This is a genomic window from Pseudonocardia halophobica (assembly GCF_050948485.1).
GTDB lineage: Bacteria > Actinomycetota > Actinomycetes > Mycobacteriales > Pseudonocardiaceae > Pseudonocardia > Pseudonocardia halophobica.
Genome location: NZ_CP192046.1, coordinates 916,640 through 930,748 on the forward strand (window position 1 = coordinate 916,640; position 14,109 = coordinate 930,748).

Sequence of the window (14,109 nt, forward strand, 5' to 3'; positions counted from 1 at the left end):
CTCAGCGCGCCAGCACGTCGCGGATCAACCCCCTGAGCCATTCCACCCCCGGCGAGGGCGGGTTGCGCCGGGAGCGGTAGAGCGCGACCTCGACCTGCGGGGTGTCGAAGGGCAGCGCGAAGGTGCGCACGTCGGCGGCGCGGACGAACCAGTCGGCCACGGTGCCGGGCACGACGGCGAGCAGCGAGGTCCGTTCGAGCAGGCGGGGCAGCGCGGCGAACCGGGACACCCGGACGCCGATCTCGCAGTCGTGCCCGACCGCGGTGAGGGCCTGCCCGGCCTGGACGTGCCCGGCGGTGGAGTCGACGACGAGGTGCCGTTCGGCGAGGACGTCGTCGAGGGCGGGGCTGGGCCCGAGGCGGGGGTGGGCGATGCCGCACAGGCCGACGTACTGCTCGTGGAACAGCACGTCGCGCCGCAGGTCGCGGTCGGGCAGGCGCGGGGTGCATCGACCTCGCCCAGGTCGGTCGCGAGGAGCCGGAAGGTGCGGGTCGAGGTGGCCGGGTCGAAGGTGCTCGCGTCGGTGACCGCGGAGTCGATGACCTCGAGCCCCACGCGGACGTCGGGGTAGAGGCGCCGGGCCAGGTCGGTCGGCTCGAGGCCGGCGGCCGTGCGGACGAACAGCGGGTCGGCGAACTGCCGCCGCAGCCGGCCGAGGGCGTGGCTGACCGAGGGCTGCGTGGCGTGCAGCCGCTCGGCGGCCCGGGTGACGCTGGCGCATGGAGGCCCGTCTTCCTACCGTGGTCGCGTCACCGGAGCAGGTGGCGGAGAGGCAGGCGGAACATGGCCACGGTCGCCGAGGTGACCTACCGGATCCTGCGGGCCCAGGGACTGACGACGATCTTCGGGAACCCCGGCTCCAACGAGCTCCCCTTCCTGGCGCACATGCCCGAGGACTTCACCTACGTGCTCGGGCTGCACGAGGGCGCCGTGGTGTCGATGGCCGACGGGTTCGCCCTCGCCACGGGCGGCCCCGCGTTCGTGAACCTGCACGCCGCCTCCGGCTCCGGCAACGCGATGGGCGGGCTGACCAACGCGGTCTACTCGCACAGCCCGCTCGTGCTGACCGCCGGTCAGCAGGTCCGCTCGACGATCGGGCAGGAGGTCATGCTGGCCAACGTCGACGCGACGGCCCTGCCCCAGCCGCTGGTGAAGTGGAGCAGCGAGCCCGCCTGCGCCCAGGACGTGCCGCGCACCGTCGACCAGGCGGTGCACACCGCGCTGCTGCCGGCCCGCGGTCCGGTCTACGTCTCGGTGCCCTACGACGACTGGGCCGCCGACGCCGACCCCGACAGCGAGCTCCTGCCCGGCCGGACCGTGCGCGGGGGCGCGTCGCTGAGCCAGGAGCAGGTCACCGAGCTCGTCGCGCTACTCGACGGGGCGCAGAACCCGCTGCTGGTCCTCGGCCCGCAGGTCGACGCGGCCGGCGCCAACGCCGACGCGGTGCGGCTGGCCGAGGCGTTGCGCGCCCCGGTGTGGATCGCCCCGTCGGCGCCGCGCTGCCCGTTCCCGACGCGCCACCCGGCGTTCCGGGGTGTGCTGCCGGCCGCCGTCCGCGAGGTCTCCGCGGCCTTCGAGGGCCACGACCTGGTGCTGGTCGTGGGTGCGCCGGTGTTCCGCTACCACCAGTACCTGCCCGGGCGGTACCTGCCGGAGGGCACGCGGCTGGTGCAGATCACCGAGGACCCGAAGGAGGCGGCCCGCGCGCCGTTCGGCGACGCCGTCGTCGCCCCGGTCGGGCCGGCCCTCGCCGCGCTCGCGGACGGGGTCGCCGTCGCCGCGCGCCCGCCGCTGCCGGCCCTGCCCCCGTTCCCCGCACCCCGCACGTCGCCCCACTCGGTGCACCCCGACGAGCTCTTCGCCCTGCTGCGCGAGCACGCCCCCGACGACGCTCTCTACGTCGTCGAGTCGACCTCGACCGCCGCCTCGTTCTGGTCCCAGATGGACCTGTGCGAGCCGGGCAGCTACCTGTTCCCCGCGTCCGGCGGGCTGGGCTTCGGGCTGCCCGCCGCGGTCGGGGCCCAGCTCGGGCGGCCCGACCGGCAGGTCGTCGGCGTCATCGGCGACGGCTCGGCGAACTACGGGATCACCGCCCTGTGGACCGCGGCGCGCTACCGCATCCCGGTGGTGATCCTCGTGCTGAAGAACGGCACGTACGGGGCGCTGCGCTGGTTCGGCGAGGTGCTGGGCACCGGCGAGACCCCCGGCATGGACGTGCCGGGCATCGACTTCACCGCCCTCGCCCGGGGCTACGGCGTCCCGGCCCGCTCGGTGTCCGACGGCGCCGCGTTCGTCGTGGCCCTGAAGGACGCGCTGAGCGCGGACGGCCCGTCGTTGATCGAGGTCGTCACGGCCGACCTCGACGAGGAGGGCGGTCCGCGCTGATCCCGCGTCAGACGGTCGACGGCTGTCCGATGCGCAGCGTGTCGGCGAGGTAGGCGCGGAGGGCGGCGGCGTCCGCCTGGTCCGCGACCAGGCCGAGGTAGCCGTCGGGGCGGATCAGGGCGAGGCCCTCGGACCCCAGGCCGTAGGCCCTGCCGAGCACGTCGTCCGGGTCGAGGACGCACTCCCCGGCCGCCCCGGCGTCGGACACGACGCGGACCACCGTGCCGAGGTCGCCGAGGACGCCGCGCAGCTCGTCGACCGTGGCCGCTTCCCCGGTGCGGACCAGCAGCACCATGCCGGGCCGGCCGAGCAGGCCCTCGACGGTCACCGGGCTGCCGTCGGGGCGGAGCAGACCGTCGGGGTCCGGGGCGTGCTCGCCCGCCCGCGCGGCGCCGTGGCGGTGGTGGCCGCGGTGCACCGCGAGGGTGCTGTCGCGGTAGCCGATCGTCGTCTCGGCCAGCGTCGCGGCGCCGGTGCCGGCGACCCGGGGGAGGTGGCCGACGACGACCATCGCGACGTCGCGGACGGCGGCCTCCGGGCCCGAGGCGGTGCCGACGTTCGTCAGCGTGGTGGTGGTCCGGACGACCATCGCGCCGACCGGGTGGCGCTCGTCGTGGTAGCTGTCGAGCAGCGCGGCGTCCGCCCGGTGCCGGGCGACGAGGGCGAGCTTCCAGGCGAGGTTGGCGGCGTCCTGGATGCCGGTGTTCATGCCCTGCGCGCCGGCGGGGCTGTGGATGTGCGCGGCGTCGCCGGCGAGCAGCACGCGCCCGAGCCGGTACCGGGGGACCTGGGCGTGGTGGACCTCGAAGTAGGTCAGCCAGCGCGGGTCGCGCACCGTCACCTTGCGGCCCATGCGCGCGTCGGCGAGGGCCTGGATCTGTGCGAGTGTGGGGTCGGGGGCGCCGGACCCCGGGTCGTCGACGAAGAACATGATCCGGGCGCGCGTCCCGGCCAGCGGGAACAGGATCCCCATGCCGTCGGGGTGCTGGAACATGCGGATGGTGTCGGGGGCCCACGCGGTGTCGATGTCGACGTCGGCCATGGCGAAGTGCTGTCCGTGGAAGCCGCCCTCCAGCTTCGCGCCGGCGAGGGTGCGGGTGGAGCTGTGGCCGCCGTCGGCGCCGACCACCCAGCCGACGCGGGCGGTCTCCTCCCCGTCGCGGGTGCGCAGGGTGACGTCGACCCCGTCGGCGTCCTGGGTCAGGGCGGTGAGCGTGACGCCGCGCTCGACGACGACGCCGAGCTCGGCGGCCCGGTCGGCCAGGACGGCCTCGGTGTCGGGCTGGGGGACGTCGAGGACGTACGGGTGGCGGCTGGGGACGCCGGTGACGTCGAGGTTCGTGCGGGTCGCGCCGGTGCGGCCGTCGAGGATCTCGAGGGCGTCGATCCGCCGGCCGCGGACCTCCAGCCGGGGCAGGACGCCCAGGGCGGCGAGCATCTCCATGCTGCGGGCGTGCACGCCCACCGCGCGCGACTCCGTGGTCGGCTGCTCGAGGGCGTCGACGATGCGGACCGGCACGCCCTGGCGGGCAAGCTGGCAGGCGGTCGTGAGGCCCACCGGGCCGGCGCCGACCACCAGCACCACGTCGGTCGTGTCCATGGTCATCTCCTGTCGTCCGGCCCTGCCGCTCGCTGTCGCAGTGCCACGATGCCCGGGCCGGCTCCAAACGCCCTTCAATCCGCCTTGAAGGGTGTCTTCCCCAGATCAGCGGTCGGCTGGCATGCGGATCAGCACCGTGCGGGCCGGCCGGCGCCGGTCGCTACGGTGGGGCGGTGCCCCGGCTGACCCTGCTCCCGCAGGTCGCCGTGGACGGTGCGGTGCTGGCGGGCGAGCGGCCCGCCGCCCTGCTCGCCGCGCTGGCCGCGGACCTCGCCGCCGGGTGCTCGACCGGGCGGCTGGTCGCCGAGCTGTGGCCGGACGATCCGCCGGCGGACCCGGCGAAGGCGCTGCAGGTGGTCGTCTCGCGGGTGCGCGCCCGGGTCGGGCCGGACCTGATCGCGACGACGCCGACCGGCTACCGCCTGGCTCTGGCCCCCGCCGACGTGGACGCGTCGGCGTTGGTGCGGCATGCCGACCAGGTCGGGCGTGCCACGGATCCGGTGACCGCGCTCGCCGCGGCGGAGGCCGGGCTGGCGCTCTGGCCGAACCCGGGGGACCCGACGGGGGCGGGTCCGCTCGCCGCGCTCCGGGCCGCGCGCCGGACGACCCTCGCGGTGCTACGGCGGGGCAGGGCGCTGGCGCTGTCGCGGCTGGGGCGGGCCGCGGAGGCGCTCGGTCCGCTCGAGGAGCTGGCGGCCGACGCCGCACGCGACGAGGAACTACTGGTGGAGCTGCTGCGCAGCGAGGCGCGGGTGCGCGGCCCGGCGGCGGCGCTGGCGCGGTACGAGGACTACCGCCGTGACCTCGCCGAGGAGCTCGGCGCCGACCCGGGTGCCGCGCTGCGGGCGCAGCACGCGGCGTTGCTGGCCGAGTCGGCGCCGGCCCGGCGTCACGGGATCCTCGCCGAACCCAACGCCCTGCTCGGCCGCGACGGCGACGTCGAGGCGGTCCTCGCTCTGCTGCGCACCTCTCGCGTGGTGACGGTGCTCGGGCCGGGCGGTCTCGGGAAGACCCGGCTCGCGCACGCGGTGGCGGCCCGGGCCGAGCAGCGCACGGTGCAGGTGGTGTCGCTGGCCGGCGTCCGGGCGGGGGCCGACGTCGCCGCCGAGGTGGCCACGGCCGTCCAGGTCGGTCCGCTGGCCGGGGCGGCCCCGGACGCGGCGAGTGCGGTGGCGGAGGCGCTGGGGTCGGGGCCGGCCCTGCTGGTGCTGGACAACTGCGAGCACGTGCTCGACGCCGCCGCGGACCTGGTGCACGCCCTGGTGGCGCGGACCCGGGACCTGCGGGTGCTGGCCACGAGCCGGGCGTCGCTGGACCTGTCCTCGGAGTCGGTCCACCCGCTGCCCCAGCTCGATCCGGCGGTCACCGTCGCGCTGTTCACCCAGCGCGCCCGCGCGGCGCGGCCGGACGTCGACCTCCCGGCCGCCGAGGTGGAGGCGCTGTGCGCCCGGCTCGAGGGGCTGCCGTTGGCCGTGGAGCTGGCGGCGGCGCGCGTCCGCGCCCTGCCGGTGGCGGAGATCCACCGCAGGCTCGACGACCGGTTCGCGCTCCTGCGCGGCACCGGGCGGGACCGGCCGCCGCGGCACCGCACCCTGGAGGCGGTGGTCGGCTGGAGCTGGAACCTGCTCGACGACGAGGCCCGGGCCGCACTGCGCACGCTGTCCGCGCTGCCGGGCGGGTTCACGGGCGACACCGCCGCCGGCCTGCTCGCCGGCGACCGGATCGACCTGCTGGAGGCGCTCGTCGGGCAGTCCCTGGTGCGGCCGCCCGACGCGGCGGGCCGCTATCGGATGCTCGAGACCGTCCGCGAGTTCTGCGCCGCCCGGCGGGCCGAGGCCGGGGAGGACGCGCTGGTCACCGCCCGGGTCGTCGGCTGGGGCCGGCGTGTCGCGGAGTCCGTGCACGAGGCCCCGTTCGGCGCGGATCCGCGGCCCGCGCGCGCCGCGATCCGGGCGGAGCAGGAGAACCTGCTGCACGTGCTGCGCCTCGCCCGGGAGCACGGCGACCGGGCCGCGCTCGCCGCGGTCGTCGCGGCGCTCGGGGCGTTGTGGACGGTGGAGTCCGGGACGCAACGCCTGCTGGCGGCGGGGGAGGAGACCCTGCCGGCGTTGTCGCGGTACCGGCCCACGGACGAGGCCGGCCGCGCCGCCCTGCGGCAGGGCGTGGTGCAGCACCTGGCGGTGTGCCTGCTCCTCGATCCGGCGGCCGCGGTCCGCCCGCTGGCCATCCTGCGGCGGCTGCCGCCGGGTCCGGCGGACACTGCGATCGGCGCGCTCCACGAGGTCCTGACCGTGCTGCCCGACGCGGCCGCGTTGGGCGCCCTGTGCCGGGACCCCCGCCCGCTGGTCGCCCTCGTCGCGCTCGGGGTGGCCGGTTACGTCCGCGAGGCCCAGGGCGACATGCCGACCGCGTACGCGACCGCGCGGGAGATGTCCGCCCGGCTGCCCGCCCGGTTGCCGTGGCTGCACACCTTCGTCCACGGCCGGCTCGCCGAGCTGTGCCTGCAGCTGGAGCGGCACGGCGAGGCGCTGGCGGAGCTGGCCGCGGCGGGCGAGGCCCTCGCGGCGCTCGGGGTCGAGGGGGACCCGATGGGCCTGCGGCCGGGCATCGTCGTCGCGCAGCTCGGGCTGGGGGCGACCGGCGACGCCGAACGGGCCCTCACCGCCGCCGGCCCACCGGCCGACACCCCCGACGCGGTGGTGTTCCACCTGGCCGCGCGGGCGGAGCTCGCCCTGGCCAAGGGGGAGACGGACACCGGCCTGGCGATGTGGCGCCGGGCGACCGAGGTGCTCGACGTGCGCACCTGCGCCTCCTGGCTGCTGCCCTACGCATGGTCGTTGCGGGCCGTGGCCGTGGTCGCGCACGTGCGCCACCACCGCCTTGACGACGTCGGGGAGATCGCCGGGAGCCTGCCCGGCGCGCTCGACGCCCTGCTCGCGAGCGGCGTCCCGGACCCGATCTGCGGGACGCTGCTGCTCGCGTTGGGGCTCGTCGAGGTGGAGCGGGGCCGGCCCGTGCGGGGGGTGTGGCTCGTCGCGATCGCCGAGCGGTTCCACTACCTGCGCGAGTACCAGCCGACGATGTCCAGCGCGGCCACCCGGGCGTTGGCCACGGCCGCGGCGGCGCCCGCGTACGCCGAGGCGGTGGCGGAGTACGCGGGCCTGGACCGCGACGACCTGCGCGCGGAGGCGCGCGCGCTCGCCGAGGCCTACCGGGACCTGGTGTAGAGGCGCTCCGGCCGCCCCCGGCCGAGCACCGCGACGGGCAGCGACACGACGACGGTGAGCCCGCCGCCGGGGGTGTCCTCGGCGCTGAGGGTGCCGCCCATGACCTCGGTCAGCCCGCGCGCCACGGACAGCCCGAGCCCGACCCCGTTCGCCGCCCGCCGGTCGCCGAGCCGCTGGAAGGGCGCGAACAACTTCTCCTGCTGCTTCTTCGGCACCCCGGGCCCGGAGTCGACCACCCGCAGCTCCGCGCGGCCCTCGTGGGCGCTGGCCCGCAGGACGACCGGGGCGCCGCCGCCGTGGCGCAGCGCGTTGTCGACCAGGTTCGCGACGACCCGTTCCAGCAGCCCCACGTCCGCGGTCACGTCGGGCAGGTCGCCCGGGATCTCGAGGCGGACCCGGGCCGCGTCCGGCACGCCGAGCAGGGCCCGGGCCGCGGACTCGTCGTAGCCGATCCGTTCCAGCAGCGGCTCGACCGCGCCGGAGGCGAGCCGGGAGGAATCGAGGAGGTTGTCGACGAGGCCGGTCAGCCGGTCCGCCGACTCCTCGACCGTCTCGAGCAGCTCGGCCCGGTCCGTGCCGGACAGCCGGAGCAGCGGGTCGCGCAGGCTGCCGACCGCGGCCTTGATGGAGGTCAGCGGGCTACGCAGGTCGTGACCGACCGCGGAGAGCAGGGCGCCGCGCGTCTCGTTGATCTCGGCGCGCCGTTGTGCCCGCAGCGCCTCCTCCCCGGCACGCTGGCTGCGCAGCGCGAGCAGGGCCTGCCCGCCGACGGTCTCCAGGAGCCGCCGGTCGTGGGCGGGCAGCGACCGGCCGGTGCCGACCAGGTGCAGCCCGGGCTCGACGGCGACGTCCACGTCGGCGTCCTCGGGCCGGCCGCACTCCGGCGGACCGGACGTCGCGACCCGCCGCCACTCGCCGCCGTCGTGCTCGAGGAGGGCGACACAGCGCAGCCCGAACGCCTCCCGGACCTTCTCCAGCAGCCGGGGCAACGGATCGGCGCGGGTCAGCACGGTCCGGGCGAACGATGCCAGCAGCGCCGCCTCGGTCCGGGCGCGCGCGGCCTGCTCGCCGCGCCTCGCCGCCCGGTCCACGACCAGCGCGACCAGCACCGCGACGATCAGCATCGCCACCACGGTGATCGCGTTCTCCGGCTCGGAGATGGTCAGCGAGTACAGCGGCGGGGTGAGGAAGAAGTTCAGCAGCAGGCCGCCGAGCAGGGCGGCGAGCAGCGCGGGTCCGAGCCCGCCGATCAGCGCGGCGACCACCGTGGCCAGGAAGAACAGCACCACGTCCGTCGACAGCCCGACGATCTCGTACAGGGACGCGCCGACCAGCGTCGCGGCGGCCGGCCCGAGCACCGCCACCACCCAGCCGAGGACGCGCCGGTCGAGCGGAACGGCGCTGTGCAGCCGGGGCACGCGCAGCACCGAGCCGCCGGCGGAGGCGTGGGTGACGATGTGGACGTCGATCGAGCCGGACTCCTGGATCACGCGGGCGCCGATCCCGGCGTCGAACAGCCGGGCCACGCGCGAACGCCGCGAGGTGCCCAGCACGAGCTGGGTGGCGTTCACCCCGCGGGCGAACTCGAGGAGGGCGTCGGTGACGCCCCCGGCCCCGCTGTCGCCGACCACGGTGTGGAAGCTGGCGCCGACGTCGTCGGCCAGCGTCCGCAGCGCGCCGGTGGCCCCGACCGGTGCGCCGGCGAGGCCGTCCCCGCGGAGCACGTGCACGGCGAGCAGGTCGGCCTGGCCGGCCCGCTTCGCGATCCGGGTGGCCCGGCGCAGCACGGTCTCCGACTCGGGGCCGCCGGTCAGGGCCACGACCACGCGCTCGCGGGTCTCCCAGGTCTCGGAGATCCGCTGCTCGGTGCGGTGGCGCTGCAGTGCGGTGTCGACCTCGTCGGCCACCCAGAGCAGGGCCAGCTCGCGCAGCGCGATCAGGTTGCCGACCTGGAAGTAGTTGGCCAGCGCGGCGTCGACCTTCTCGGCGGCGTAGACGTTGCCGTGGGCGAGCCGCCGGCGCAGCGCCTCGGGGGTGATGTCGACCAGCTCGATCTGGTCGGCGCGGCGCACGAACTCGTCGGGCACGGTCTCCCGCTGCCGGACCCCGGTGATCTTCTCGACGACGTCGTTGAGGGACTCGAGGTGCTGGACGTTGACCGTGGACAGCACGTCGATCCCGGCGGCGAGGACCTCCTCGATGTCCTGCCAGCGCTTTCCGTTGGGCGAGCCCGGGGCGTTGGTGTGGGCCAGCTCGTCGACCAGGACGACCTCCGGCCGGCGGGCGAGCACCGCCTCCACGTCGAGCTCGCCGCCGAACCGGGTGGGCCGCCGGGGGAGGACCTCCAGGCCGTCGAGGAGCTCGGCGGTCCTCGCGCGGCCGTGGGTCTCCACGAGCCCGACGACGACGTCCGTACCCCGTCCGGCGCGGCGGTGGGCCTCGCAGAGCATGGCGTAGGTCTTGCCGACGCCGGGTGCCGCGCCCAGGTGGATCCGCAGCTCACCACGGTGCTGCACCGTTCCTCCTGCCGCCGGCCCGCCGGTCATGACCCCACCCCGTTCGTGCGAGACCCGATCACCCCGCTCACCCGCCGGACCGCTGCGCGGCGGCGACCGCCAGGTTGAGCTCGGTGACGTTCACGGTCGGCTCGCCCAGGAACCCGAGTATGCGCCCGTCCGTGGCCCGCACGACCAGGTCCCGGACCCGCTCGGCCGGGAGGCCGGTCACCCGGGCGACGCGGTCGACCTGCAGCGCGGCGTAGGCCGGACTGATGTCGGGGTCGAGCCCGGATGCCGAGGCGGTCACGGCATCGGTCGGCACGGCCTCGGGCGCGACGCCCTCCCGCCCGGCGATCAGCGCGCGGCGCTGCGCCACCGTGTCGAGGAGCTCGGCGGAGTCGCCGGCCTTGTTCGAGCCGCCGGAGGTGGTGGTGTCCGCCGGGCCGAGGACGCCCTCCGCCGAGGCCGACGGCCGCGTGTGGAAGTACGGGTCCGCGGCGGGATCCGCCGGCACGGGGTCGACGCCGATCAGCGAGGACCCGACGACGGCGCCGCCCTGCGTGATCAGGGAGCCCTCGGCATGGCCGGACAGCCCGGGCAGCCGCGAGACCCCCCAGACGGCGAGCGGGTACGCGACCCCGCACAGGACGGTGAGGACGATCAGCAGGCGCAGTCCGGTGCCGGTCTGCCTGCGCAGTGTGGAGAGCACGTCACATCCCCGGGACGAGTCGGACGACCAGGTCGACGAGGAAGATGCCGACGAACGGCGTGACGACGCCGCCGAGACCGTAGATCAGCAGGTTGCGGCGCAGCAGGGCCGACGCCGAGCTCGGCCGGTACCGCACGCCGCGCAGGGCCAGCGGGATCAGCACGATGATGACCAGGGCGTTGAAGATCACCGCGGACAGGATCGCCGACTGCGGCGAGTGCAGCCCCATGACGTTCAGCAGCCCGAGCGACGGGTACAGCGCGGCGAACATCGCGGGCAGGATCGCGAAGTACTTCGCCAGGTCGTTGGCCACGGAGAAGGTGGTCAGCGCCCCGCGGGTGATCAGCAGCTGCTTGCCGATCTCCACGATCTCGAGGAGCTTCGTCGGGTCGGAGTCGAGGTCGACCATGTTGCCGGCCTCCTTGGCCGCGGCCGTGCCCGTGTTCATCGCGACGCCGACGTCCGCCTGCGCGAGCGCGGGAGCGTCGTTGGTGCCGTCGCCGGTCATGGCGACGAGCCGCCCGCCCTCCTGCTCCGTGCGGATGTAGGCCATCTTGTCCTCGGGCGTGGCCTCGGCGAGGTGGTCGTCGACGCCCGCCTCGGCCGCGATCGCGCGGGCGGTCCGCGGGTTGTCGCCCGTGACCATGACCGTCCGGATGCCCATCGCCCGCAGCTCGGCGAAGCGGGCCGCGACGCCGGGCTTGACCACGTCGGACAGCCGGATCACGCCGAGCACCCGGTCGCCGTCGGCGACGACGAGCGGGGTGCCGCCCTCGTCCGAGATGCGGTCCACGATCTCCCGCACCTCGTCGGCCCCGGGCATGCTCGCCGCGGCACCCTTCCGGATCCGCCGTCCGCCGATGTCCAGTCCGGACGTCCGGGTCTGCGCGGTGAACGGCACGAACTCGGCGCGTGCCTCGTCGGCCGAGGACTCGGCGGGGAGGCCGTACCCCCGGGCGCAGAGGTCGACGACGCTGCGCCCCTCCGGGGTCTGGTCGGCGAGGCTGGAGAGCCGTGCCGCCTCCGCCAGTTCCTGCGTCGACGCCCCGCCGACCGGGATCAGCTCGGTGGCCTGCCGGTTGCCGAAGGTGATGGTGCCGGTCTTGTCCAGCAGCAGGGTGTCGATGTCGCCCGCGGCCTCGACGGCCCGTCCGGACCTGGCCAGCACGTTGCGCTGCACCAGCCGGTCCATGCCCGCGATGCCGATCGCCGAGAGCAGGGCGCCGATCGTCGTCGGGATGAGGCAGACCAGGAGCGCGACCAGTACCACGACCGACTGCGGGCCGCCCGCGTACGCGCTCATCGGCTGCAGGGCCACGACGGCGAGCAGGAAGATGATCGTCAGCGCGGCCAGCAGGATCGTCAGGGCGATCTCGTTGGGCGTCTTCTGCCGGGAGGCGCCCTCGACCAGCGCGATCATCCGGTCGACGAAGGACTCGCCCGGCGTCGTCGTGATCTCCACGACGATCCGGTCGGACAGCACGGTCGTGCCGCCGGTGACGCTGGACCGGTCCCCGCCCGCCTCGCGAACGACCGGGGCGGACTCGCCGGTGATCGCCGACTCGTCGACGGTCGCGATGCCCTCGACGACGTCCCCGTCGCCGGGGATGGTCTCGCCGGCCTCGACGACGACCCGGTCGCCGATCGAGAGCTCGGTCGCACCGACGACCCGGCCGTCGACGAGGCGGGCCGTGGTGTCCCGCTTGGTCTTCCGCAGCGTCGCGGCCTGCGCCTTGCCGCGGCCCTCCGCGACGGCCTCGGCGAGGCCGGCGAACAGGACCGTGAACCACAGCCAGACGGCGATCAGCCAGCCGAACAGCGACGGCTGCCAGACCGCGTCCAGCGTGACCAGCACGGAGCCGACCCAGACGACGAACATGACGGGGTTGCGCAGCTGGGCGCGGGGATGGAGCTTGCGCAGCGCGTCGGGCAGGGAGGCCCACAGCTGCGCGGGGCGGAACGCGCCGGCCTTGACCGGTCCGCCGGGGGCGGCGGCCCGCGCCGGAATGCGTTCGAGGGTGGGGGTGGTCATGCGAGTGCCTCCGCGAGGGGCCCCAGCGCGAGCGCGGGGAAGAAGGTGAGGGCGGCGACCAGCACGATCGTGCCGCCGACGAGGACGGCGAAGAGCGGCTCGTCCGTCGCGAGCGTGCCGGCGCCCGCCTCGACGCGGCGCTGCTGTGCGAGCGAGCCGGCCAGCGCGAGCACCGCGAGGATCGGCACGAACCGGCCGAACAGCATCGCCAGGCCCAGCGTCGTCTGGAAGAAGTCGCCGGTCACGGTGAGACCCGCGAACGCGGAGCCGTTGTTGTTGGCGGCGCTGGCGTAGGCGTAGAGGACCTCGGAGAAGCCGTGCGCGCCGTCGTTGTTCAGCGCGTCGAGGGTGCCGGGCAGGGCGATCGCCAGACCGGCGCCGACGAGCACGAGCGTGGGCATCGTCAGGATGGCGACCACGGCCGCGGTCACCTCGCGGCGGCCGAGCTTCTTGCCCAGGTACTCCGGGGTGCGGCCGACCATCAGGCCCGCGAGGAACACGGCGACGATCGCCAGCACCAGGATCCCGTACAGCCCTGCGCCGACCCCGCCCGGTGCGACCTCGCCGAACAGCATGTTCAGCAGGACCACGCCACCGCCACCGCCGGTGTAGCTGTCGTGCAGCGAGTTCACCGCACCGGTCGAGGTGCCGGTGGTGGAGACCCCGAACAGCACGCTCGACGGGATGCCGAACCGCACCTCCTTGCCCTCGAGCGCGCCACCCGCGGCCAGCGCGGCGGGGCCGTTCGGGTGGGTCTCGGCGAACCACGCCACGGCGAGCATGGCCGCCCACAGGACGCCCGTCACCGAGAGCAGCACGGTGCCCTGGCGGCGGTTGCCGACCATCGTGCCGAAGGTGCGGGTCAGGCAGACGGGGATGACGAGCATCAGGAAGATCTCGAGCAGGTTCGAGAGGCCGTCGGGGTTCTCGAACGGGTGCGCCGAGTTGGCGTTGTAGATCCCGCCGCCGTTCGTGCCCAGCACCTTGATCGCCTCCTGCGAGGCCGTCGGCGCCATCGGCACGGTGTGTGCGGTCCCGTCGACGCCGATGACGTCCACGCCCGACCGCAGCGACATCGTCACGCCCGATGCGATCAGCAGGATCGCCCCGACGAAGGCGAAGGGCAGCAGGATCCGGACGACGCCGCGGGTCAGGTCCACCCAGAAGTTGCCGAGCCGGTCCGTCCCGGACCGGACCAGGCCGCGGACCAGCGCGACGGTCACGGCCAGGCCGACCGCGGCCGACACGACGTTCTGCACGGTCAGCCCGGCCATCTGCACGGTGTCGCCGAGCACCTGCTCCGGGACGTAGGACTGCCAGTTCGTGTTGGTCACGAACGAGATCGCGGTGTTCAGCGCCATCGCCGGGTCGACGGCGCCGCGACCGAAGGACATCGGCAGCAGCGGCTGGAGCCGTTGCAGCAGGTGGACCAGCACGATCGAGACGAACGAGAAGCCGAGCACGCCGGCGGCGTAGGTCGGCCAGCGCTGTCCGCTCGTCGCGTCGACCCGGACCAGCCGGTAGAGCGCCGACTCGACCCGCCAGTCCCGCTCGCTCGTGAAGACCCGGGCCATGTAGTCCCCGAACGGGGCGTAGCAGGCCGCGAGCAGGACCAGCAGGAGCACCACCTGGAGGAGGCCCGCGAGGGTGTCGTCCAC

Annotated in this window: 8 protein-coding genes and 1 pseudogene; 2 read left to right on the forward strand and 7 right to left on the reverse strand. The window is 75.4% G+C overall.

The window, feature by feature from the left end; genetic code table 11:
- Window position 1 precedes the first annotated feature (1 nt).
- Together ACQP04_RS04510 and ACQP04_RS04515 are read right to left on the reverse strand one after the other, a co-directional pair.
- Window positions 2-409: a LysR substrate-binding domain-containing protein gene (locus ACQP04_RS04510; protein WP_433505808.1), complete on the reverse strand. Its 408-nt coding sequence runs from the start codon at window positions 407-409 to the stop codon at window positions 2-4.
- 230 nt (window positions 410-639) lie between these two features.
- A pseudogene (locus ACQP04_RS04515) lies at window positions 640-690 on the reverse strand (hypothetical protein); the annotation flags it as partial.
- Window positions 691-783: 93 nt separating this feature from the next.
- Between ACQP04_RS04515 and mdlC the strand changes: the two are divergent.
- A complete protein-coding gene (mdlC, locus tag ACQP04_RS04520) occupies window positions 784-2,385 on the forward strand; it encodes a benzoylformate decarboxylase (protein WP_433505809.1) in 1,602 nt (533 codons plus the stop codon).
- A gap of 7 nt (window positions 2,386-2,392) precedes the next feature.
- Here mdlC and ACQP04_RS04525 read toward each other — a convergent pair whose 3' ends face one another.
- On the reverse strand, window positions 2,393-3,985 hold the full coding sequence (locus ACQP04_RS04525) for an FAD-dependent monooxygenase (RefSeq protein WP_433505810.1): 1,593 nt from the start codon (window positions 3,983-3,985) through the stop codon (window positions 2,393-2,395).
- Window positions 3,986-4,158: 173 nt separating this feature from the next.
- Here ACQP04_RS04525 and ACQP04_RS04530 point away from each other — a divergent pair, with 173 nt between their 5' ends.
- On the forward strand, window positions 4,159-7,212 hold the full coding sequence (locus ACQP04_RS04530; RefSeq protein WP_433505811.1) for an ATP-binding protein: 3,054 nt from the start codon (window positions 4,159-4,161) through the stop codon (window positions 7,210-7,212).
- On the opposite strand, the gene ACQP04_RS04535 is transcribed toward ACQP04_RS04530, so the two are convergent.
- Genes ACQP04_RS04535 through kdpA form a run of 4 tightly spaced genes read right to left on the reverse strand, consistent with a single transcriptional unit; the run spans window position 7,194 to window position 14,109 of the window.
- Window positions 7,194-9,758: a DUF4118 domain-containing protein gene (locus tag ACQP04_RS04535; protein ID WP_433505812.1), complete on the reverse strand. Its 2,565-nt coding sequence runs from the start codon at window positions 9,756-9,758 to the stop codon at window positions 7,194-7,196. The two genes, ACQP04_RS04530 and ACQP04_RS04535, sit on opposite strands and share 19 nt — an antisense overlap.
- A 37-nt stretch (window positions 9,759-9,795) precedes the next feature.
- On the reverse strand, window positions 9,796-10,419 hold the full coding sequence (kdpC, locus tag ACQP04_RS04540) for a K(+)-transporting ATPase subunit C (protein ID WP_433505813.1): 624 nt from the start codon (window positions 10,417-10,419) through the stop codon (window positions 9,796-9,798).
- 1 nt (window position 10,420) lies between these two features.
- Window positions 10,421-12,451: a potassium-transporting ATPase subunit KdpB gene (gene kdpB / locus ACQP04_RS04545; RefSeq protein ID WP_433505814.1), complete on the reverse strand. Its 2,031-nt coding sequence runs from the start codon at window positions 12,449-12,451 to the stop codon at window positions 10,421-10,423.
- Window positions 12,448-14,109 (reverse strand): potassium-transporting ATPase subunit KdpA, encoded by a 1,662-nt coding sequence (gene kdpA, locus ACQP04_RS04550; protein WP_433505815.1) that lies wholly within the window; start codon window positions 14,107-14,109, stop codon window positions 12,448-12,450. The genes kdpB and kdpA overlap by 4 nt, the downstream gene beginning before the upstream one ends.

Bases quoted from the DNA above. Each gene is read 5' to 3' on its own strand.
- mdlC (WP_433505809.1), top strand. From the start codon at position 784: ATGGCCACGGTCGCCGAGGTGACCTACCGGATCCTGCGGGCCCAGGGA.
- ACQP04_RS04525 (WP_433505810.1), bottom strand. From the start codon at position 3,985: ATGGACACGACCGACGTGGTGCTGGTGGTCGGCGCCGGCCCGGTGGGC.
- ACQP04_RS04535 (WP_433505812.1), bottom strand. From the start codon at position 9,758: ATGACCGGCGGGCCGGCGGCAGGAGGAACGGTGCAGCACCGTGGTGAG.
- kdpB (WP_433505814.1), bottom strand. From the start codon at position 12,451: ATGACCACCCCCACCCTCGAACGCATTCCGGCGCGGGCCGCCGCCCCC.